Annotated in this window: 19 protein-coding genes and 2 pseudogenes; 11 read left to right on the forward strand and 10 right to left on the reverse strand. The window is 67.1% G+C overall.

Annotation, left to right across the window (positions count from 1 at the left end):
• The first annotated feature begins 302 nt into the window (after positions 1-302).
• The 3 genes from EPL00_RS08945 (at position 303) to EPL00_RS08955 (ending at position 4,293) form a co-directional block, all read left to right on the forward strand.
• Positions 303-2,642 (forward strand): methyl-accepting chemotaxis protein, encoded by a 2,340-nt coding sequence (locus EPL00_RS08945; RefSeq protein ID WP_135853033.1) that lies wholly within the window; start codon positions 303-305, stop codon positions 2,640-2,642.
• Positions 2,642-3,370 (forward strand): bacteriorhodopsin, encoded by a 729-nt coding sequence (locus EPL00_RS08950; RefSeq protein WP_135853032.1) that lies wholly within the window; start codon positions 2,642-2,644, stop codon positions 3,368-3,370. Before EPL00_RS08945 ends, EPL00_RS08950 begins: the two co-directional genes overlap by 1 nt.
• A gap of 89 nt (positions 3,371-3,459) precedes the next feature.
• Positions 3,460-4,293, forward strand: coding sequence for a cytochrome c oxidase subunit 3 (locus EPL00_RS08955; protein WP_135853031.1), 834 nt, complete (start codon positions 3,460-3,462; stop codon positions 4,291-4,293).
• Between the two features lie 81 nt (positions 4,294-4,374).
• Here the strand turns inward: EPL00_RS08955 and EPL00_RS08960 are convergent, their stop codons facing one another.
• Positions 4,375-4,929, reverse strand: a complete 555-nt coding sequence (locus EPL00_RS08960) for a hypothetical protein (protein WP_135853030.1) — start codon at positions 4,927-4,929, stop codon at positions 4,375-4,377.
• 63 nt (positions 4,930-4,992) lie between these two features.
• Positions 4,993-7,260, reverse strand: a complete 2,268-nt coding sequence (locus EPL00_RS08965) for a DUF6789 family protein (RefSeq protein WP_135853029.1) — start codon at positions 7,258-7,260, stop codon at positions 4,993-4,995.
• A 291-nt stretch (positions 7,261-7,551) separates the two neighbouring features.
• On the opposite strand from EPL00_RS08965, the gene coxB reads away from it, so the two are divergent.
• Together coxB and EPL00_RS08975 are read left to right on the forward strand one after the other, a co-directional pair.
• Positions 7,552-8,352 (forward strand): cytochrome c oxidase subunit II, encoded by an 801-nt coding sequence (gene coxB, locus EPL00_RS08970; RefSeq protein WP_202932585.1) that lies wholly within the window; start codon positions 7,552-7,554, stop codon positions 8,350-8,352.
• A 66-nt stretch (positions 8,353-8,418) separates the two neighbouring features.
• Positions 8,419-9,483, forward strand: a complete 1,065-nt coding sequence (locus tag EPL00_RS08975) for a deoxyhypusine synthase (protein WP_135853028.1) — start codon at positions 8,419-8,421, stop codon at positions 9,481-9,483.
• A 297-nt stretch (positions 9,484-9,780) separates the two neighbouring features.
• Here EPL00_RS08975 and EPL00_RS08980 read toward each other — a convergent pair whose 3' ends face one another.
• The gene (locus EPL00_RS08980; RefSeq protein WP_135853027.1) at positions 9,781-10,083 is read right to left on the reverse strand and encodes a hypothetical protein; all 303 of its coding nucleotides are present in this window, start codon (positions 10,081-10,083) and stop codon (positions 9,781-9,783) included.
• Between the two features lie 112 nt (positions 10,084-10,195).
• Between EPL00_RS08980 and EPL00_RS08985 the strand changes: the two genes are divergently transcribed.
• From EPL00_RS08985 to EPL00_RS09000, 4 genes and pseudogenes are all read left to right on the forward strand, one after another.
• Positions 10,196-11,410 (forward strand): hypothetical protein, encoded by a 1,215-nt coding sequence (locus EPL00_RS08985; RefSeq protein ID WP_135853026.1) that lies wholly within the window; start codon positions 10,196-10,198, stop codon positions 11,408-11,410.
• Positions 11,411-11,475: 65 nt separating this feature from the next.
• On the forward strand, positions 11,476-12,117 hold the full coding sequence (locus EPL00_RS08990) for a SprT family zinc-dependent metalloprotease (protein WP_135853025.1): 642 nt from the start codon (positions 11,476-11,478) through the stop codon (positions 12,115-12,117).
• Between the two features lie 631 nt (positions 12,118-12,748).
• A pseudogene (locus tag EPL00_RS08995) lies at positions 12,749-13,714 on the forward strand (WD40/YVTN/BNR-like repeat-containing protein); the annotation flags it as partial.
• Between the two features lie 848 nt (positions 13,715-14,562).
• Positions 14,563-15,528 (forward strand): annotated as a pseudogene (locus tag EPL00_RS09000) (twin-arginine translocation signal domain-containing protein); the annotation flags it as partial.
• Positions 15,529-16,092: 564 nt separating this feature from the next.
• Here the strand turns inward: EPL00_RS09000 and EPL00_RS09005 are convergent.
• The 3 genes from EPL00_RS09005 to EPL00_RS09015 form a co-directional block, all read right to left on the reverse strand.
• On the reverse strand, positions 16,093-16,353 hold the full coding sequence (locus EPL00_RS09005) for a hypothetical protein (RefSeq protein WP_135853024.1): 261 nt from the start codon (positions 16,351-16,353) through the stop codon (positions 16,093-16,095).
• Between the two features lie 78 nt (positions 16,354-16,431).
• Positions 16,432-16,800: a rhodanese-like domain-containing protein gene (locus tag EPL00_RS09010; protein WP_135853023.1), complete on the reverse strand. Its 369-nt coding sequence runs from the start codon at positions 16,798-16,800 to the stop codon at positions 16,432-16,434.
• Positions 16,801-16,854: 54 nt separating this feature from the next.
• Entirely contained in the window at positions 16,855-17,262 is a 408-nt protein-coding gene (locus tag EPL00_RS09015) for a hypothetical protein (protein WP_135853022.1), read from the reverse strand.
• Positions 17,263-17,381: 119 nt separating this feature from the next.
• On the opposite strand from EPL00_RS09015, the gene EPL00_RS09020 reads away from it, so the two are divergent.
• Entirely contained in the window at positions 17,382-17,786 is a 405-nt protein-coding gene (locus EPL00_RS09020) for a hypothetical protein (protein ID WP_135853021.1), read from the forward strand.
• 6 nt (positions 17,787-17,792) lie between these two features.
• On the opposite strand, the gene EPL00_RS09025 is transcribed toward EPL00_RS09020, so the two are convergent.
• The 3 genes from EPL00_RS09025 to EPL00_RS09035 form a co-directional block, all read right to left on the reverse strand.
• Entirely contained in the window at positions 17,793-18,089 is a 297-nt protein-coding gene (locus EPL00_RS09025) for a hypothetical protein (RefSeq protein WP_135853020.1), read from the reverse strand.
• Positions 18,090-18,195: 106 nt separating this feature from the next.
• The gene (locus EPL00_RS09030; protein WP_135853019.1) at positions 18,196-18,585 is read right to left on the reverse strand and encodes a pyridoxamine 5'-phosphate oxidase family protein; all 390 of its coding nucleotides are present in this window, start codon (positions 18,583-18,585) and stop codon (positions 18,196-18,198) included.
• A gap of 68 nt (positions 18,586-18,653) precedes the next feature.
• Positions 18,654-19,334 (reverse strand): hypothetical protein, encoded by a 681-nt coding sequence (locus EPL00_RS09035; protein WP_238398163.1) that lies wholly within the window; start codon positions 19,332-19,334, stop codon positions 18,654-18,656.
• A gap of 212 nt (positions 19,335-19,546) precedes the next feature.
• Here EPL00_RS09035 and EPL00_RS09040 point away from each other — a divergent pair, with 212 nt between their 5' ends.
• The gene (locus EPL00_RS09040; protein WP_135853018.1) at positions 19,547-19,954 is read left to right on the forward strand and encodes a hypothetical protein; all 408 of its coding nucleotides are present in this window, start codon (positions 19,547-19,549) and stop codon (positions 19,952-19,954) included.
• Positions 19,955-20,046: 92 nt separating this feature from the next.
• Here EPL00_RS09040 and EPL00_RS09045 read toward each other — a convergent pair whose 3' ends face one another.
• Positions 20,047-20,691, reverse strand: a complete 645-nt coding sequence (locus EPL00_RS09045; protein ID WP_135853017.1) for a PKD domain-containing protein — start codon at positions 20,689-20,691, stop codon at positions 20,047-20,049.
• Positions 20,692-20,769: the final 78 nt, after the last annotated feature.

Below are 20,769 nucleotides of genomic sequence, written 5' to 3' on the forward strand. Positions count from 1 at the left end.
AACTTGAATTACGTGTCCGCCGGGTTTCAACAACCCTCGACGGTTGCCGGAGCAACGGTCACGCGACGGTTCTCGGCGGAGACGGGCCGCGGCCAACCGGCCCCGACAGCCGACCCGCCGGGTACGGCTAATTGAACCGCCGCTGGCGTCCGACCCGCGCCACGCGGGCCCCCGCGGTAGTTGGCACTACAGTTTTCAGACGAAACACGACTGATAGATACGAATCCCCCGATTATCATCCGTGATACGACCACCTACGCTTATTTTTCTCGAATACTTATCCGTTTTCGAGAAAAACCAAAATGGGACAACGAACGCCATTTCTGGAGCGGATACGACGCAGCTACGGGCTGAAACTCGCTATCGCGCTGGTGTCCGTCGTCGCGATAACGGTAGCGGTCGGGGCCTTGGTGCAGGCCCAGACCGCCGAGCAGGTGCAGAAAGACGCCCAAGACGAGCTAGAAACGCTGTCGAACTCGCGGGCAGAGAGCTTGGACGCGTGGCTCTCCGGCGTGAAGACCCAGACGCAGTTGACCGCCGAACATCCCGTCTTCGAGAGCGGTGACCGCGACCGCATCCGCGACCACCTGACGGGGATGGTTGCCGACGGGAACGTCCCGGACGGCGTCGTCGCGGTTCACTACTACGACGCTGGCGAGGAGACCATCGTGACCAGTTCGAGCGAGAAGATGGTCGGCGTCAGTCCGGCCGAACAGGGCGCACCGTTCGCGACAGACCCGCCGAACTTCGACGGGAAGGACGTTCACGTCTCGGAGCCGTTCACCGTCCCCGTCGTGGACTTCCCGGTCGTGGCGGTCGTCGCGCCGGTTGCCGACGCGCCCGACAAGCGCGTCATCTACATGGTCAACATCGAGGAGCACACGCGCTCGCTGACCGGGGGCGTCGAAGGCGGCTACACGGTCGTCCTGAACTCGTCGGGGAACTATCTCGCGCATCCGAACGCGAGCAAACTCCTGACGACCCACCACGGCGGCGCGGACAGTGCCGCGGTCGAGAACGGACTCGCCGGAGAGTCAGGCTTCATGCAGATGGACGGCGGAACGCTGATGGCCTACGCGCCGATGCAATCGACCGACTGGGTAGTCGTGGTCCACGCGCCCGCCAGCGAGGCCTACGCGCTGAGCGACGCCGTGACATCGAACATCCTCGGACTCATCCTCGTGGCGGTCGTGAGCCTCGCGCTCGTCGGCGTGACCGTCGGGTCGAACACCGTCGTCTCGCTCCGGCAACTCTCCCGGAAGGCCGACGCGATGGCTGGCGGTGACCTCCAAGTGGACTTGGAGACCAACCGCCGCGACGAGTTCGGGACGCTCCACGACTCGTTCGCCCGGATGCGCGACTCCCTGCGCGAGCAGATACGTGAAGCGGAGACCGCGCGCGACGAGGCCGAGGAGGCCCGCGAGAGCGCGGAAGACGCCCGCGAGAGCGCGGAGGCCGCCCGGCGCGAGGCCGAGAGTCGCCGCGAGGAGGCCGAAGCCCTCTCGTCGCACCTCGAATCGAAGGCGAGCCACTACGAGGAGGTGATGAACGGGGCCGCCGAGGGTGACCTCTCGGTCCGCGTCGAGACCGAGAGTCGGAGCGAGGCGATGGTCGCCATCGGCGAGTCGCTCAACGACATGCTGGACGACATCGAGCGCACGGTGGCGAACGTCAAGCGGTTCGCCTCCCACGTCTCGAACGCGGTCGTGGACGTAGAGGAGAGCGCCCAACAGGTGATGACGACCGGCGAGGAGGTCAGCGACTCGGTGACCGAAATCTCGCAGGGCGCGGCCCGCCAGACCGACCAACTCGGCGAGGTCGCCAGCGAGATGAACACCCTCTCGGCCAGCGCCCAGCAGGTCGCCGCGACCGTGGACGACGTGGCCGCGACCTCCCAGCAGGCCGCGGCCGCGGGCGAACTCGGCAAGGAAGCCGCCGAGGAGGCCCTCGCGGAGATGGACGCGGTCGAGGCCCAGACCGAGCAGACCGCCGCCGAAATCGAGGAACTCGACGCCGAGATGGAGGCCATCGGCGACGTGGTGGAGGTCATCACCGAAATCGCCGAGCAGACCAACATGCTCGCGCTGAACGCCTCCATCGAGGCCGCCCGGACCGACGCGGAGGGCGACGGCTTCGCGGTCGTCGCCGACGAGGTGAAGAACCTCGCGGAGGAGACCAAAGAATCGGCGGCCGAAATCGAGGGCCGCATCGAGCGGGTCCAAGAGAAGACCGCCCAGTCGGTCGAGGGCATGACCGAGACCAGCGAGCGCATCAGTACCGGCGTCGAGACCGTCGAGGGAGCCATCGACGCGCTCGAAGAGATCGCCGAGTACGTCGAGGAGACCGACGCGCGGATTCAGGAGATTCAGGCCGCGACCGACGACCAAGCCCAGTCCTCGTCGGCGGTCGTCCAGATGGTGGACGACGTGGCCTCCATCAGCGAGGAGACCACGAGTCAGGCCGAGTCCGTCTCCGAAGCAGCCGAGGCCCAGACCGAGACGCTGGCCGACGTTCGGGACGACGCCGACGACCTCGCGGAGCGCGCGAGCGAACTCGCCGAACTGCTCGACGACTTCCGGGTGACGCGCGGGGCCGGGCCGCTGGACGACACCGAGTTCCGGAGCGCGGAGGTGAGCGACTGATGGACCTCACCGTCGCGTGGTTCTGGCTCGGCGCTCTCGGCATGACGGTCGGGACGGTCTACCCGCTGTGGCGGTTCGCCACCGACCGCAAGTACGCGACCTACTACGCGGTGCTGGCGGGCGTGACCGGGTTCGCCGCGGCGGCGTACCTCGCGATGGCGTTGGGCGTCGGGAAGGTCGCTGTCGGCGACGCCTCCCTGTTCCTGCCCCGGTATCTCGACTGGCTGGTGACGACGCCCCTGCTGGTGCTGTACCTCGGGATGCTCTGTCGCCCCGACAAGCGGACCTACGCCGCGCTGGTCGGCGTGGACGTGCTGGTCATCGGGTCGGGCGTGGCCGCGGGCCTGCTGTCGGAGCCGTACAGCTACGGCGCGTACCTGCTGGGCTGTGTCGCCTACGTCGGCCTCCTGTACCTGCTCGTGAGCGTCCTCCCCCGGCAGGCGACCCTCCACGGCGACCGCGTGACCGCGGTGTTCACGAAGCTCCGGAATCTCACGGTGGTCCTCTGGACCATCTACCCGGTGGTCTGGCTCCTCGGCCCGCTCGGCGTCGGCCTGCTACAGGTCGGGACCGAGGTGATGGTCGTGACCTACCTCGACCTCATCAGTAAGGTCGGGTTCGTGTTCATGGCCGTCAACGGGGCCGACGCGCTCGACCAACTCCGGACCGAGGAGGCGCTGACCGACCCCGCGGACGCCGGTGACGGACCCGCGACCGCGGCGGACTGAGGATGCGGTGACGACGGCCAACTGACGAGCGCCCGACTGCGGCGAACCGACCACAACTCGTTTTTCGCTCGCCGTCGTCTTCCCCGCGGATGGGGGAGACCGACGCCGCAGTCCGAGAGAGCGACGAGCGCGACCACGAACACGAGCATCGGAGCCGCTGGCCCATCGTCGCGGCCGGGGGCGCGGCGGTCCTCTACGTCGGGGCCGCGCTCGCGCTCGCCGGAAGCCGGGCCGACATCTTCCCGGAGTCGGTCGGGGTCGGCATCGCCGTCGTCGGGTTCGCCGTCCTCACCGGCGGACTGGTCGGGTGGCTCCGCGAGGCGTTCCTCAGCGACTACTGGGCGAGTGCCGCGAGCGAGCGCAAGCGCCGGGCCTACCGCGCGACGATGGCCGTCTTCCTCGTGACCGACGTGGCGACGTTCGGCGCGGGGTTCGCCTACTACTTTTGGGTCCGGGTCGGAACGTGGCCGCCGGGCGAACTGCCGGAACTCCTCGGGTCGCTCGTGTTGGTCAACACCGGCCTACTGGTCCTGTCGAGTTTCACGCTCCACTTCGCGCACACGGCGCTCCACGACGGGAACAGACGCCGGTTCCTCGCGCTGTTGGGCGTGACGTTCGCACTCGGGGCCGCGTTCCTCGGCGGACAGGTTCTCGAATACGAGGTGTTCGTCGTCGAGGAGGGCTTCACCCTGACCAGCGGCGTGTTCGCCTCGGCGTTCTTCGGGTTGACGGGTCTCCACGGTCTCCACGTCACGCTCGGCGTGGTTCTGATCGGGATTCTCCTCTGGCGCGCGCTCCGTGGCCAGTACGACGCCGAGCGCGACACCTCGGTCTCGACGGTCTCGCTGTACTGGCACTTCGTGGACGCGGTGTGGCTGTTCTTGGTCGCGGTGCTGTACGTCGGTGCGGAGGTCTCGCTCTGAGTTGCCGGTCGAAGGAACGAGGAGCCGACGAGTCGCTCGGTCTACTGGCCGAACGCCCGGTCTACCGGCCGAATGTCCGGCCTACCGGCCGAACCGCCCGGCGTCGCCGCGTTCGAGGAGTCGCCGGTACGCGGGCGGCGTGAGGACGCCCCCGATTCCGAGCAGGATGGCGACCAGTCCGAGCGGCAGGACGAGCGGGTCCACGCCGAGACACTCGACCGACGAGACGACGGTGACGTAGTAGGTCGTCCCGTCGAGGCTGACGAGCGCGCCGCGTTCGAAGGCCTCGCGGTTGGCGAGTGCCCCGCGCACGTCCGCCTGTCCGCCCGGTTCCGCGAGCGCGCGCTCGACGGCGCTCCGCTCGGCGGGCGAGAGGTCCTGCGCGTCGAGTCTGGCCAGCACCGGACTCGTCGCACCCGGCCCGGAGCCCGCGCCCGTCGCGGCGGGCGGTTCGGAGACCCCGATGGTCGGGTTGCCGCAGAGGCCGAACTCTGCTTGGACGACGGCGTACCCGCCGAGGACGCTCCCCGCGATGCCGACCGAGACCAGTAGCGCGCCGACGAGGGGCGCGCCGTAGGTCAGCAGGGCACCCCGCGCGGTCCGGTCGGTCCGGGGCGGGCCGGGCGTCTCGCTCACGGCGACTCACCTCTCCGGTCGCGGTCACTCACGGCGACCAACCTCCCGAGTCGCGGGTCCCGCTCATCGCTCGACACCCCGGAGCGACACCGCCTGAATCGTCGCGGCCAGCCCGAACCCGTAGAGCCAGTGGGCGACGAGCGTGAACACGACGTAGCCGACCAGCGCGAGGCCCGACTGGCCCGAGTAGAACGCGACGAGGAACCCGGCCGAGACGATGGTCGCGTACGAGAGTCCGCGGACGACGAGGACTCGCCCCGGCAGGTACGACGCCAAGGCGACGAACAACAGCGCCCACGTCGTCATCCCGCCCGCCAGAAACAGGCCGTACCCCAACGCGATGCTCCGGGGCAACCCGACCAGTTCCGAGAGGTCGGCGAACGCCGCGAGGTCGAAGACGCCGATGATGGTCGCGGGGAAGAGGACCCCCGACAGCAGGAGCGTGCCGACTAGTCCGCCGAGCGCCGCGACCGCGGCGTTGTCCCGAACCGCGCCCGTAACCGAGGTGATGTCGGTCAGCACCTGCGGGGTCCCCTCGCCCGGTTCGGTCGCCGCGGCCGAGCGGGTCTCCTCGGGTTCGGTCGGTTCGATGGCGTACTTCCGTTCGAGTTGCTCCTCGAACCACTGCCACTCGCGGGTGAACTGCTCGGTTTCCTTCAGATTCCACACGTCCGCCGAGCGCACCGGCTGGCCGTTCCACGCCGACCAGACCATGTTGTAGAGCCACAGCAGGACGCTGATACCGATGAGGAACGCGCCGATAGTGGCGACCTGCTGGACCGGTGCGAACATCTCGGGGTAGACCGCGTGTCTGCGCGGCAGTTCCATGAACCCCAACACGATGAGCGACCCGAACGTGACGACCGCGCCGAACACCAGCAGGACCGATTGGAACAGCGCGAGTTCCCGGTCGTAGAGCCGTCCGGTGACGATGGGGTACCAGTAGTAGCTCGCGGCGAACATCATCAGCGGGATGATGCCCATCAGAATCATGTGGAAGTGGCCGACGACGTAGTAGGTCCCGTGGTAGAGCAGGTCCACCGGAATGGCCGCCAGAAAGACGCCCGTGACCCCGCCGACGACGAACATCCCGATGGAACTGACACAGAGGACCATCGGCGCGGTGAGCCGGACCGTCCCGTCCCAGATAGTCGTCAGCCAGTTGAACACCTTGATGGCGGAGGGTACCGCGATGGCGATGGAGACGAACATGAAACTCGCCCGGACGCGCGGGTCGATTCCGGTGGCGAACATGTGGTGTGCCCACACGCCGAATGAGAGGACCCCGATGGCCAGCGTCGAGTAGACGATGTACTTGAACCCGAAGAGGGCGCGCCGGGAGAACTTCGGGAGGATGAAGCTCATCAGCCCCGTCGCTGGCAGGAAGATGATGTAGACCTCGGGGTGGCCGAAGTACCAGAAGAGGTGTTGCCACAGCAGCGGACCGCCGCCGTCCACGGTGAAGAACGTCGTCCCAAAGTTCCGGTCGAGGAGCAACATCACGAGCGCGCTCCCGAGCAAGGGGAACGCAAAGATGACGATGCCGCTCGTCGTGAGCATCGTCCACGAGAAGATGTCGAGGGTCTCCCACTCCACCGAGGAGCCGCGTTCGTAGACGATGGTCACGACGAAGTTGATAGCGCCCAAGACCGTGCCGATGCCGCTGAGGTGGAGTCCCAGCAGGAGCAAATCGACCTGCGGGTTCTCAACCGTAATCGACAGCGGCGTGTACATCGTCCACCCGACGCCGGGTGCTTCGATGGTCTGGAAGAACCGAACCACCTCCGCGAGCGCGTCGGGCGCGAGGAGTCCGAGGAACTGCCCCGACACCTGCGAGAGGAGTCCGGCCCGAGCGAGCAGGAGCGCGGGCGGGAGCAACCAGAAGCCGATGGCGTTGACCCGCGGGAAGGCCATGTCCTCGGCGTCCACCAGCAGCGGGAGGAAGTAGTTCCCGATGCCGAAGAAGACGGGCGTCACGAAGAAAAACAGCATCGTCAGCCCGTGGGTCGTAAAGAGCGCGTTGTAGGTGCTTTCCGACCAGATGTCGGCGGCGGGCGTCAGCAGTTCGGTCCGCATCATCATCCCGTCGATGCCGCCCCACACCGCCGCGAACGTGCCGAACGCGATGTAGAGCAGGCCCACGTCGCGGTGGTTCGTCGTCGTCGTCCACCGGACGATGCCAGCGGTCAGCGCCTCCCTGTCGAACCATCCTTCGCGGCCGGGATACTCCCCGCCGTCGGCGCGCGCCCGTCTCCTCGCCCGGCGAGCGAGCGCGCCGACGCCGAACACGACCAGACAGAGCGCCGTGAACTCGACTGTCGGGCCGTTCATCGTCTCCCCGTCGCTATCGGTGTCCCCGTTCGTCCCCCACGCACGAATGCAGGGGTCGGCGCGAATCGGGATAAAACTACAGGGCCGGACCGACCCCGACCCTCCCGCGGACCACGGGTCGGCAGTGTTACGGGTCGGCGGTATCACGAGCGGGCCGTATCGCGAATCGGGGCCACGGGCGGCACTTACTTCACGGCGTCCGTTGTCGGGGGAGTGCATGGGGACTCGACGGGGGGACACGCAGTGAGTCGAGAGAGCGGAGCGCGCGCGACTCGACCGAGCGGACGCGCCGTGATACGATGGAGCGTACTCGCCGCCGGGGCACTCGTCGCGCTCGGAGTCGCCACCGTCTCACCGGTCGCCGCACAGTCGGTCAACCGGAACCTCATCGACCAGTTGAACTTACAGCTCATCTACGTCGCCCTCCCGCTCACGCTGTTCGTGGAGGTCATCCTCGTCTACGCCGTGATTCGGTTCCGGAACAACGACGACCCCGAGCCGACCGCCGAGAACCCGACGCTGGAAGTCACGTGGACCGTGGCCACCGCCATCGTCCTCGTGTTCGTCGGCTGGTCGGCGTACAACGTGCTGGCCAGTCCGTACATCTCGCCGACGCCCGAAGTGGAGGCCGCGCCGCCGGACGTGGAACCGGACGCCGAAATCGACGTGCTGGCTTACCAGTGGGGCTGGCAGTTCGACTACGCGGCGGCGAACGTGACGACCCAGAACCTGCTGGTCCTGCCCCGCGACGAGGACGCCCGCTTGCGCCTCAGGTCCGACGAAGTGCTTCACTCGCTGTACGTCCCGGAACTCGGACTCAAGCAGGACGTGTTTCCGGGGCAAAACACGACGATTCTGACCCGCGCGCTGGAGAACGGTCGGTATCGGGGCTACTGCACCGAGTTCTGCGGCGACGGCCACGCCCGGATGCGCGCGCAGGTGTACGTCGTGGACCCGGAGACCTACCGCCAGTGGCTCGCGGCCCACGAGGACGAACGGCTCGTGACCGCGCCGCCGAACGCGAGCGTCGGGAACGCGACCGGCGCGGCGAACGCGACCGCGGCGACGAGTCGGTTCTCCTCGCCAGCGTGAACGCGACGACGGGGTGTCCGGCGCGCAAACCAAGAGATTCAACCCACTCCGCGAGGAGGCCCACGTATGAGCGACGACTCTCACGACGACCACGACGGCGACGACCACGGCCACCACGACCCCGACCGCGAGGAGTTCCACCACGACCCCATCGGCCACGCCGAGGTCCGGGCGGGGATGACCGTCGGCGAGTTGGCCGACTCGTACGGCGACGCGGGCATCGGCGCGGCCGACCTCCACGAGGCGGTGGACATCTACGCCGAGATGCTGGACGACGACGTGACCAACTTCTTCGGGTTGGCTGGCGCGATGGTCCCGACCGGGATGCGGAAAATCGTCGCCGAGTTGATTCGGGACGGCCACATCGACGCGCTGGTGACGACCGGCGCGAACCTGACCCACGACGCCATCGAGGCCATCGGCGGGAAGCACCACCACGGCACCGAGGACCCCGGCGAGGACCGGACGCTCCGGGACCACGACGAGCAGTTGCGCGACGAGGAGGTGGACCGAATCTACAACGTCTACCTGCCGCAGGAACACTTCGCGCTGTTCGAGAGCCACCTGCGCTCGGAGGTCTTCCCGCAGGTCGAGGGCGACGGAGCGGCCGACGACGGCGTGGTCAGCATCCAAGAGTTGACCGCGGCGCTCGGGAAGGCAAACAGCGAGGTCAACGACCGCGAGGCGGTCTCGGAGGGCGCGGGCATCGCGGCCGCCGCCTACGAGAACGACGTGCCCATCTACTGTCCGGCGATTCAGGACTCCGTGCTGGGCCTGCAAGCGTGGATGTACTCCCAGACCGCCGACTTCACGCTCGACGCGCTGGCGGACATGACGACCATCACCGACCAAGCGTTCGACGCCGACAAGGCGGGCGCGATGGTCGTCGGCGGCGGGGTGCCGAAGAACTACGTCCTCCAGACGATGCTGGTCTCGCCGGAGGCGTACGACTACGCGGTCCAACTGACGATGGACCCGCCACAGACCGGCGGCCTCTCGGGCGCGACGCTGGACGAGGCCCGGTCGTGGGGGAAGTTGGAGAAGGCCGCGCGCAACGCCTCGGTCTACGCCGACGCGACCATCACGCTCCCGCTGGTCGTCGCCGCGGCCCGCGAGCGAATCGAGGAGTAGTCACCGCGCTTCCGGTTTCCGGGCGCTCGGCGACGCAACCGCCAGCAGACGCTCGGTGACACGAACAGCAGTTTGGGTGGACTGAAAGGGGCCGCCCGCTCGCGGGTCGGAGACCCGTGGTCGTCTCCGCGACCGCTATCGGCAAGGGAACGCGAGCGGAGCGAACGTGACCGCCGACGATATGTCGCGGAGCGACCGCGAGCGGGCGGGGGCTTTCTACGACTTTACTGCGTTATTCCCGACTCTCGCTCTCGCATTGATTCAGGTAACCGGGACGAAATAGACCGCAAGAATGCTCTAAATCACGTCGTCGGGGTCGTGCAGGTCGGCCATCCGCGCGGCCTCGGCGGCGTACTGCTCGCGGTCGTCGGGGTCGTCCACGGTGCCGAGGTTGTCCGCGGGCACGGAGAGCGCCGCCGTGGTGTCGCGCTCGTCGGTGAAACTGGTCAGCGCGCGCTCCTTCCGGAAGTACCGGTCGCCATCGGGCGTCGCGTACACCAAGATGACGAGATTCTGTTCGTCGTCGGAGTAGGTGCGCTCTACGAGCCAGACGCGGGTCTCCTCGGCGCTCTCGCGGTCTGTGTCGGTATCTGTCGCCATGACAGGGACTACGGTAGACGCGGGGTTAGGCGTTGTGTGGAAACACCGACTGGGCACGCGCTTGAACTGCGGAAATCTTCACGTTCGTCTGGGGCGTGTCGGGAGACAGAGCATGTCCGAGGAGACCGGTGCGACGACCGGCGAAGTGAAGACCGAGGCCGAAGTCGAGACCGAGCCCGGAGACACGATGTGGGAGCGCGGACGGGTGAACGAGGCGAAGCTCTGGCTCCTCATCGAGGCCAATCGGGGCGTCGTGACCGTGGTGGGACTCGTCGGGCTGTTCGGCGGGTTGCTGGCGCTCTCGACGTTCGGGCCGAGTAGCGTCGAGAAGTTGCTCGGGTCCGACGAACTCTCGACGCTGTTCGCGTCCATCGTGGGGGCAATCATCACGAGCGTCACGCTCATCCTCACCATCACCCAACTGGTCATCTCCCAAGAGGTCGGGTCGCTGGGCGACCAGAGCGAGCGCCTGCACGAGCAAAAGGAGTTCCGCGAGCGGGTCGAGGAGACCGCCGACCTCGACGTGAGTCCGACCGAACCGGCGACGTTCTTCCGGGCGCTCCTGCGAGCGACCGAGCAGGAAGCGCGGGTACTCCGCGAGGAGGTCGCCCGCCGGGAAGCGGAGGCGGACGAGCCAGCGAACCGCGGGGACGGGTCCGGCGAGGGGGTGGCCGCCGCATCCGCGGCGGCGGACGGCGCGTCGGTGGCCGACGACCCGTCAGGAGCCGACGACTCCTCGGTAACCGACGACTCCTCGGTAGCCGACGACCTCCGGCCGCTGGCGGCGTTCGCCGACAGCATCGCCGAGGAGTGCCGACTCGTCGAAGAAGACCTCAAGGACGAGGAGTTCGGCACCTTCACCGTCGTCACCGCGGTTCTGAACTTCAACTACTCGCGGAAGATAAACGACGCCAGACGCCTGCGTCGGGAGTACGGCGACCGACTCTCGGAGTCGGGCGAGGCGGCGCTCTCGGACCTGATGGACCTGTTGGAACTGTTCGGCCCGACGCGGGGGTTCTTCAAGTCGCTGTACTTCCAGTGGGAACTCATCAACGTCTCGCGGGGGATGGTGTACGCCGCGCTCCCCGGTCTCGTCGTCGCGGCGTACCTCATCCTCACGTTCGACGCGCCGCAAGTGGACGGGACCCTGTTCGGCGTGGAGAACCTCTACCTGCTGGTGAGCGCGGCGTACGCGTTGACGCTCGCGCCGTTCGTCCTCCTGCTGGTCTACGTCCTGCGGATTCTGACGGTCCTCAAGCGGACGCTCGCGCCGGGGTCGTTCGTCCTCCGGGGAACCGACCGCGACGAGTCGCTTCGGTGGGAGTGACGCGACGCTCGGCGCTCGGGAAACGCTCTTGAGGAGGGCGTCCGACGACCCACCAACGAGGCCTCATGACCGACACCCGCCGCCTCGCGCCCGACGACGACCCCGAGGAGTCCCCGACGGTCCGGGCGCTGGCCCACGCCGGGAGCCACGAGGAGTTGATTCTCGGGTCGCGGGCCTACTGCCGCGAGGCGACCCGCGAGTACGACCTCGACGTGGAGTTCTCCCTGCTGGACTGGGCGGTCTCGACCCGCGCGAAGCGCCGCGCCGCCGCGGTCAAGCGCCCGAAAATTCCGGCGGCGACGGTCGGCGAGCCGATGGACTGGGCGGCCGCGGCCGAGCGCACCGGAACCGACCGCGACGACCTCCGAACCTGCACGCTCTCGCTGACGTGGCGCGCGTTCGAGTCGTTCGACGCGGGCGAGTGGACCGCGACGCTCCGCCACGAACTCGTCCACGTCGAGCAGTTCCAGCGGTACGGCACGACCGACCACGGCGAGGCGTTCCGCGAGCGCGCCGCCGCGGTGGACGCGACGGTCCGGTGTCCGCCCTTCGCCGACCCGAAGTACGTCCTGACCTGCGCCGACTGCGGGGCCGTGGTCGGACGCCGGTACCGCAAGTGTAAACTGGTGCGAGAGCGCCAGCGGTATCGCTCCTCGTGCTGTGGCGCGTCGGTCGCGTGTTCGGGGACGGACGAGCGAGACCGGTAGGGAGTCTCCTCGGCGTCGGCGGTAGTCGTCCGCGACTCGACGCTCCCTCGGGTCCGAAGTCGCCACCGGTCCGCACGAGGAGTAAGGGTCTTTTCGCCGGAGTGGATAGGACGAAGTGGCCGATGACGAGGCGCACGCTCCGAACTGGTCTCGGCAACCAGTCGTGACGAGCCCTATGAGTGCCGAGGCCCTTCCCGACTCGTCGTAGCCGTCGCGCCGTCGAACGTTCCTCCTCGACGCTCTATTCGGGTCTCTCCTCGCCGCCAGTCCGAGATTCACGAGTCGCCGCGTCGCGCCGACTGCGGAGACCGCACGCGAAATCCACCCGTCGGCGACCCACCGACGCCCGGATTCCGTCCGGCCGCCCGAACGCGCGCGAGCCGATATTTCCGCTAGCGAATACGTGACAAATTAACGCGAAAGCGGTCTCGTCTCCGGGTTTGACTTAAGCGGTCGCTCTGTTTTGCATTATTTATCACTCTTTCCCGTAGTTAACGATTGGAATTAAAACGCGTGTCGGACGACGGGTTCCCGGCCTTTCTGGCCGCCGCCGGGTAAATTTCGGAGTTCGAAACGGTCGAAACAGTGTGCGGGGTTGAAATAGCAACTGCGAACCAGAGGCGACTGCGCCATGAGCGAACGCAACCCGACGCGACGACGGTTCTTGCAGTTGAGTGGCACAGTCGCTGCAACCTCCGCGCTCGGCGCGGGTGCGGTCTCGGCCGAATCCGCCTCGTGGCAACTGGTCACGAGTCCGGTGGACGTGACGCTCTGGGACGTTGCCTCCTCGGCGCGCAACGACTTCGCGGTCGGCGGCGGCGGCGTCGTCGTCGAGCGCACCGAGAAGGGCTGGAAGAAAGTCGTCGGCGACGGGCCGACCAGTAACGGCAACAGCCTCTACGGCGCTGACGTGACCGACGACGGCAAGCGCCTCTGGTTCGTCGGCTCCTCGGGTGCAATCGGCGAGTACGACGTGGAGACCGGGAATTTGGTGAACCACTCCGCGCCCAACGACGCCACGAACAACTTCAAGGACGTGGCCGTGACGGGTCCGGCCGACGACGCGAACGTCTACGTCGCGGGCGGCTCGGGCAACGTCTTCTACTCCTTCCGGAACGGAGCCAGCGGGACGTGGAACTACGTCTCGCCCGGACAGGGCGCGGCCATCAAGGCCATCGACTTCTACGACGCCCGCAAGGGTCATCTCATCAACGGGAACGGGAAAGTCTTCCACACCACCGACGGCTCGTCGTGGAACAAGACGGGTATCGCCGACTCGAACGTCTCGTTCTACGGTATCGACTCCGACGCCGCGGACGACGTGTGGGTCGTCGGCGGGAGCGGGACGGTCTACCACTACAAGCCCAACGCCGAGGGCAAACTGGAGTGGTTCAAGGAGAAGATCGGCGAACCCGGTCTGCGCGACATCGAGATGACCGACGGCGACGGCTACGCGGTCGGCAACTCCGGGGCCGTCTTCGACCGCGCGAACGGTTCGTGGTCGAAAGACACCACTCCGAACTCCCAAGGCCTGAAGGCGGTCATCGACCAGTCGAACAACGACATCGCGGTCGGTGCCTCCGGGACCATCTTCGAGACGAACCCGGACGCCAGCGCCGACCCCAGTTCCGGCGGCGGGAGTCAGGAGGGCGACGCTGGCCGGATGGCTCGCGCGTCCACCGAGACCTCCGGCTCGAAGAGCCTCACCTTCACGCTCGAAAACGTCGGCGAGGAGTCCGTCACTATCGAGGAGTTCGCTCTCGAAACCGACGCGCCGGTCAGCACCATCACGCGGTCGGGTGCCGAGGTCACGCTGAACGGCGATACGGTCGGAAGCGCCGACAGCAAGGACGGCTTCGCGGTGGACGGCAAACTGAAGGCCCTCGACACGAAGGCGGTCTACGACGCCGGGACGACCGGACAGGCCGACTTCGGCCTCTACGACGGCGGCAACGTCGCGCTGACCGTCGACCCCGTGGAAGACAAGCCCGCCAGTAGCTTCGTCTCGGCCACACTGGCGTACGGCGACGGCACGCAGGAGACGTTCCACTTCAAGGTCACGAACGTCAACTCGTAACGTCCGTCGCCGACTCTCGGAGTTCGAGCCTCGAATCCCGCCGTTTTCTTGTTGTGCTGAGTATGTATCTTGCGGTACAGGTAGTCCTATAGCTGAATTTTCGACGTGCGTGCGAGCAACGGATTTCCGGTGAAGGTACGTGATGATGTGACGCGTCGGCACTCGTTTTCCGACCGCTCTTATAAGCGACAGCCTCGTATATCATTGTTTATTCATCGCTTCCGGGCGTTAATTTCCGTAATCAAAACGACCGCTCGAAGCGAACTCGCCACAGTTTTCTCGGCCTGACGAGCGGTTTTAAACGGTCTGAACGCCGAAAACATCTCCCGGCTTTGAAGTGTCGTCCGCCGACGAGCGCCGAATGCACCATGAGCGAACGCAATCCGACGCGACGACGGTTCTTGCAGTTGAGTGGCACAGCAGTCGCGGCTTCCGCGCTCGGCGCGGGCACGGTCTCCGCCGAGTCGGCAACGTGGGAGTCCGTCGAGAGTCCGGTTGACGTTACGCTCTACGACGTGGAGAAGACCGCGCGCAACACCTTCGCGGTCGGCGGTTCCGGCATCGTCGTCGAGCGCACCGAGGAGGGCTGGACGAAGGTCGTCAGCGGCGGCCCGACCGGCAACGGGAGCGGTCTCTACGGTGCGGACGTGACCGACGACGGCAAGCGCCTCTGGTTCGTCGGCTCCTCGGGCGCTATCGGCGAGTACGACGTGGAGACGGGCAACCTCGAAAGCCACTCCGCACCCAACGACGCCACGAACAACTTCATGGACGTGTCGGTCACGGGTCCGGCTGGCGACGCGAACGTCTACGTCGCGGGGGCCTCCGGCAACGTCTACTACAGCTTCGAGAACGGAGCCAGCGGGACGTGGAACTACGTCACCGTCGGGCAGGGTGCGGGAATCGAGGCCATCGACTTCCACGACACCCGGAAGGGTCACCTCGTCAACGGCAACGGCAAGGTGTACTACACTGGCGACGGCACGACGTGGAACCGCATCGGCATCGCCGACTCCGACGTGTCGCTGTACGGCATCGACTCCGACGCGAAGGAGAACGTCCGGGTCGTCGGCGGCGCGGGCGTCGTCTACCACTACAAGCCCGACGCCGAGGGCACTCCCAAGTGGTTCCGGACGAAGATCGGCCAACCCGGCCTCCGCGACGTGGAGACGGCCGACGGCGACGGCTACGCGGTCGGCAACTCCGGCGCCGTCTTCGACCGCGCGAACGGTTCGTGGTCGAAAGACGAGACGCCCGCCGGGCAGAACCTGAAAGCGGTCGTGGACCAGAAAGACAACGACGTTGCGGTCGGTAGCTCCGGCACCATCTACGAGACGAACCCCGACGCGAGCGCCGACCCCGGTTCGGGCGGCGGCGGTCAGGAGGGCGACGCTGGCCGGATGGCCCGCGCGTCCACGGAAACCTCCGGCTCGAAGAGCCTGACCTTCACGCTCGAAAACGTCGGCGAGGAGTCCGTCACCGTCGAGGAGTTCGCCCTCGAAACGAACGTGCAGGTCGAGACCATCAAGCGGTCGGGTGCCGAGGTCACGCTCGCTGGCGACACCGCGGGCGCGGCCGACAGCAAAGATGGCTTCGCGGTGGACGGCAAACTCAAGGCCCTCGACACGAAGGCGGTCTACGACCCCGGCACGACCGGGCAGGCCGACTTCGGCCTCTACGACAACGGTAACGTCGCGCTCACCGTGAACCCGGTCCAAGAGCGACCCAGCGGCAACTACATCGCCGCGACGCTGACCTACGGCGACGACACGCGCGAGACCTTCTACTTCGAGGTCACGAACGTCAACTCGTAAGTCGCCTCGCGTCGCCGTCGTCTCCGACGGTCGTCGCAGTCCGCTCGTCACCGGCGTTTCTTTTCGCGCTGGCTCGCCGACGCCTCACCGGAGCGCGTCCGTGTCCAGCAGTCGCTTGCCGTGGTGGTCCCGGAAGTGGCGCACGCGGAGTTTCCACGCGTTGTTCTCGTCGTCGCCGGGCAGTTCCATTCCGCAGAGCGCGCAGGTGTCGGTCCCGTCGCGGTTCGCGGAGACGAGTCGCTCGTCGTGTATCGCCGCGAAGTGGTGCAACAGCGACTCGACGCGCACGTCCCGGTTGCACCGCGCGCAGGGGTACATCCGCTCGCGGAAGGGCGTCTTGCTCATGGGTGAACCCGCGCGCCGCGATTCCAAAAGCCTACCCCGACTCCTCGTCGTTCCGAGAGACTGCGGGCCGCGACAAATCTACGGAAGCAGACCCCGAACCACCGAGGCGACCCGGTAGACGAGCGTCTCGTCCTCGTAGTGTCGCCACCCCCGGAAGCCCCCCGAGAGGGTCGTCGCGTCGTAGCCCTGCTCTTGCAATCGACTCGTCGCTTTCTTCGCCACGACGCCAGCCTTGCAGACGGTCACGACCTCGGCGTCGTCGGGAATCGCGTCGAGGTGGTCGTCGAGCGCCGCCGCGTCGCCGCGCCGCAGGTCGCCGTACACCGGCGCGTTGTAGCTCTCCGCGACGTGACGGCGCTGGTAGTTCTCCCGCGGGCGAACGTCGAGGACGAACACGTCGTCGTCCGCGAGTCGCGCGTCGAGTTCGGCCGGTCCCATCTGGCTCATGGGTCCCCGTAGCGTATCGAGTCAGTTAGCAGTCTCGTTCGCGTTCTCGCCCGACTACACGTCGAGTATCGCGCCGCCAACGAGCGCGGCCGCGCCGACGAGCGCGAACCCGACGAGCGCGAAGTACGGCAGGGTCGGCGGCGGGTCGAAGGGCGCGTACCCCGCCGCGAGGCCGACGACCGGAATCAGCGTGAAGACGACGATTGCGGCGAGGAAGCCGGTCCAGATAATCGTCCCCGCGGTGTCGAGTTTGTCGGCCAGCGACGACGAGTCGTCGGCTTCGTCGGTCGGCGCTCCGACCGTCGTCTCGTCGGCCGCCGTGGCGTCGGTCGTCGCGCCCTCGGCCTCCTCGCTGTCGTCGTCGGGACCGGAGAGGACCGTCGCGTCTCGCTTCCGCCCGGCGTCCGCGTCCGTCGAACTCGCGTCGGAAGCGGTCGAACTCGCGTCCGAGGTAGTCGTCATGTGTCGTCCGTCGGCCGCCGGGAAAATCGTTCTGTCGGTCGATAGGCTTCGGGCTTGAGGGTGACGTTCCCGGCCCCGCGGCCGTACGAGCTAACCGCGTGGGCGTCGGGCGCTCTGGTATGGCGTCCGACTCTTACGACCGACTCGGCGATGCGTCAGTCAGCGCGAACACCCGCGAGGTGCCGGTGCCACAGAAGGCCGTCAACCTCGAACTGGTGAAGCAGGGCGGCGAGGTCTACTGGGGCGTCCGCGAGAAGGACGGCGCGGTGGTCGCTTCTCAGCTCTACGACCCCATCCAAAACGACCCCGGCGTCCGGTTCCTGACCAGCACCGTCATCGACGACGACAGTAGACAGCTCCCGGTCCCCGACGCGGTGTCCGACCACTGGAACGAGGAGGCGGGCGGCGTCTCGGTCTCGGGGGGCGACCGCCTCGAATTCGTGACGAGCGACGAGTTGGCGGCTGACGAGCAACTGCTCGTCCTGCCTGACTGGCAGGTCGAAGCCGTGCTGGGCGACGAGTAGCCCGGCTTACTCTTCGCGGGCGGCGTCCCGCTCGTCGCGTTCGTCCCGTTCGTCGCGCTCGTCGCGCCGCCCGCGACCGTGGTCGGTGCAGAGAATCTCGCCGGTCTCGGTGTCGAAGAAGAACTCGCCGCCCGCTTCGATTCGCTCGCCGCCAACGTCACAGCCCTCCGCGTGGTTCAGGAAGTACTTGCCGTCCGGACGCCCGGTTTCGAGTCGGTCGGCCTGCCGCGCGAACTTGACCAACCCCTCGCCGATTTGGGTTCGCTCGGGGGTGTCGGCCTCCTCGAAGTGGATGATTGGCATCTGACGCGACGAGTACGACGGGTCGCGGGAAAAATGGTTTCCCCGTCTAGTGCGGTCAGATTCGCTCGCGGCTCCCGTCGGAGTTCGGGACGACCGCGACCGCTCGTCAGTACGTCTGATAGCTCGCCGACCCGACCGTCACCCGGACCAGCACGTTCTCGGGGTACTCGTCGCCGCTCGCGCCGTACTTCGGGTTGATGCGCTCGGCGGCTCGCAGGCGCTCGTCGCGGTCTTCGACCACCTCGGCGGTCCCGCGAAGCGTCACCATCCACTGAGCGACGCCCTCCTCGTCCTTCTGGACGGAGACGGCGACGCGGGGGTTCTCGCGGACGTTCGCGAGCTTCTTGCCCGTGGTCAGCACCTCGACGGTGCCGTCGTCGTAGTGGTACCAGACCGGCGCGACGTGCGGGCGACCGTCGGTGCAGGTGGCGAAGTGCGCCATCAGCGGTTCGCTGGTGAGTAACTCCTCGGCCGCCGCCGGGACCGGATTGGCCATGGAACGCGTTCGGGCGGCGCGAGAAAAAGCCTTCCTACCGGAGTCGGTGCCCGCAGTGCGACGCCGACTTACAGCAACAGCCACGCGACCAGCGCGACGATGATTATCTTCTTGACGAGGATGACCGCGATGACCGCCTGCTTGGTCGTCATCGTCCGCGAGAGGCGGACGAGTCGCCGGACGAACTTCGGCGACCGGGCGAGTTCCCGCCCGAGGAGTCGAAGCTCGGTCAGGAACGTCGAACTCGCCGACCCCTCGCCCTTGACGTACTCGATTTGGGCCTTCGGCACCCACTCGCCGCCGGTGTAGACGACCGCGAGGCTCTCGCCGTCGAGAAACGACACCTGCTCGAAGTCGAAGCCCTTCGACTCGGCCAGCGCCTCCAGTTTGAGTACGTCACGGTCGCTGTCGAGGTCGTAGACCAGTCGCTCGGTGTCGGTCGTCCACGGGAACGCGACGGTCAGGACGACTTGGCTCTCGCCGACGAACACGTCCCGAACCGTGGCCTCCTCGGCGTTGCCCTTGCGCTCTTTCTTCTTGCGCCGGAGGTGTTCGTACTCGGCGGCCGCCTCGTCGTCGGCGGTCGGGTCGGCGCTCGCGGTCTCCTCGGCGGTCCGTCGGGTCGGTTCGGCCGCGTCGCCGGTCTGTTCGACCGATTCGACGCTCTTCCCGGCCGATTCCTCGGTCGTCGTGGAGGGCGCGCTCGCGGTCGGGCCGCCCGCGGGCGCGTCGCTGGCGGGTTCGCTCATCGGCTTTCGGTCGAATGTAGTTGCTCTGTCGTCATAAGTGTGTCTCGGGACGGGATGTCGGTCGGATACCGCTGGCCGCAACAATCGCTAATCTTAGGTACAACAAAAATTATAAGTTTTAATAGTAGAGTGTAATTCGCATGCCGACTTGTCAGAGATGTGGCCGTTCAACCCCTGATTCCGCGACTACCTGTGAGTGCGGGTTCGACCGAGTGAGAACCGACGGTGGCGTAACCGCGGCGGACGAGACCACCGAGGAGAACCCGACTGACACCTACGTTCGAAAGATGCGTGAGCGTCCTTACCGCGAGCGACTCGCCATCCGCACTGGATTCCGTGAACCCGACGACATTGAAACGACGGAACTAGGAGTCCCGATCCGCGTCGGGCTATTCGCTCTGGGCGTGGTGAGTCTCTGGCTCGGCTGGAATCCGAGTACGCTCGTCGGTTCCGGAGTAAATCGAGGTGGAGGACTCGCGGCCATCGTTCAGTCGGGAACCATCGGTCAACTCGCGGTCGGCGTGTTCATGTTCGCATTCGGTCTCCTCTTCGTGGCGATAAGCTACACCGGTCGAGTTCCGGCCGAGGGGAAGAACACAAACCGCGACCTGCTTCCGTAAGTCGGCCCTGCAATCATCGGGGTTAAGGATACGGCATATACTTCTAATCAAGAAGAATATTTCTCTGAGACTCTTCTCTATTTCCGAACGCCTCAGCGGTCCACGGTCCCCGCGAGCGGCACCCCGTCGGTGGAGTGCCCGGCCAGTCGGACCGTCTCGGCGTCGCCGAGTCCCGCGCGGTCGGGTCGCACCCACACCCGGAGGTCGTCGCCCTCGGTCTCGCTCCGGGCGGGAGTCGCGCCCGACCCCATCGCCACCGCGGTCGGCGCGCCGAAGCGGAGCGAGGTCACGGAGACCGATTCGGCGGGCGCGAACTCGTCGTCGCCGCGGAGGAGAACCGCCACGAGGTCGCCGTCGCGCTCGCCGAGTTCGGTCTCGACCTCGTGGTAGACGGTCACGGTCTCGGTCTCGGTTTCGGTCTCGCCGTCGCCGTCGGTGACCGTCAGCGTGACCTCCTTGCGACCGCCAGCGTCGTAGACGTTGCTGGCTTTCTCGCCGGTCGCGGTCGCGCCGTCGCCGAACGACCACTCCAGTCGGCAGTCGGGGTCGTCCGGCGAGGAGTCGGTCTCGAAGAGGATGGGGTTGCCCGCGACCGGCGCACCCGGCGCGTACGTGACTCCGGGACAGCGATACGCTATCGTCGGGTCGTCGGCGTCGTCGTCGGCCGTCGAGGCCTCGTCGGCCTCGGCGGCGAGCATGGTCTGGGACTCGGTTCGTACTTCGGAGTGGTCTACCATATCATGCACCAGAGCTATCAGAAAAATAAATGTTCGGGTACGAGTACTTCGAGCCGGGCCGCCCGGACCGGCGGGTCG

This window comes from Halorussus salinus (assembly GCF_004765815.2).
GTDB lineage: Archaea > Halobacteriota > Halobacteria > Halobacteriales > Haladaptataceae > Halorussus > Halorussus salinus.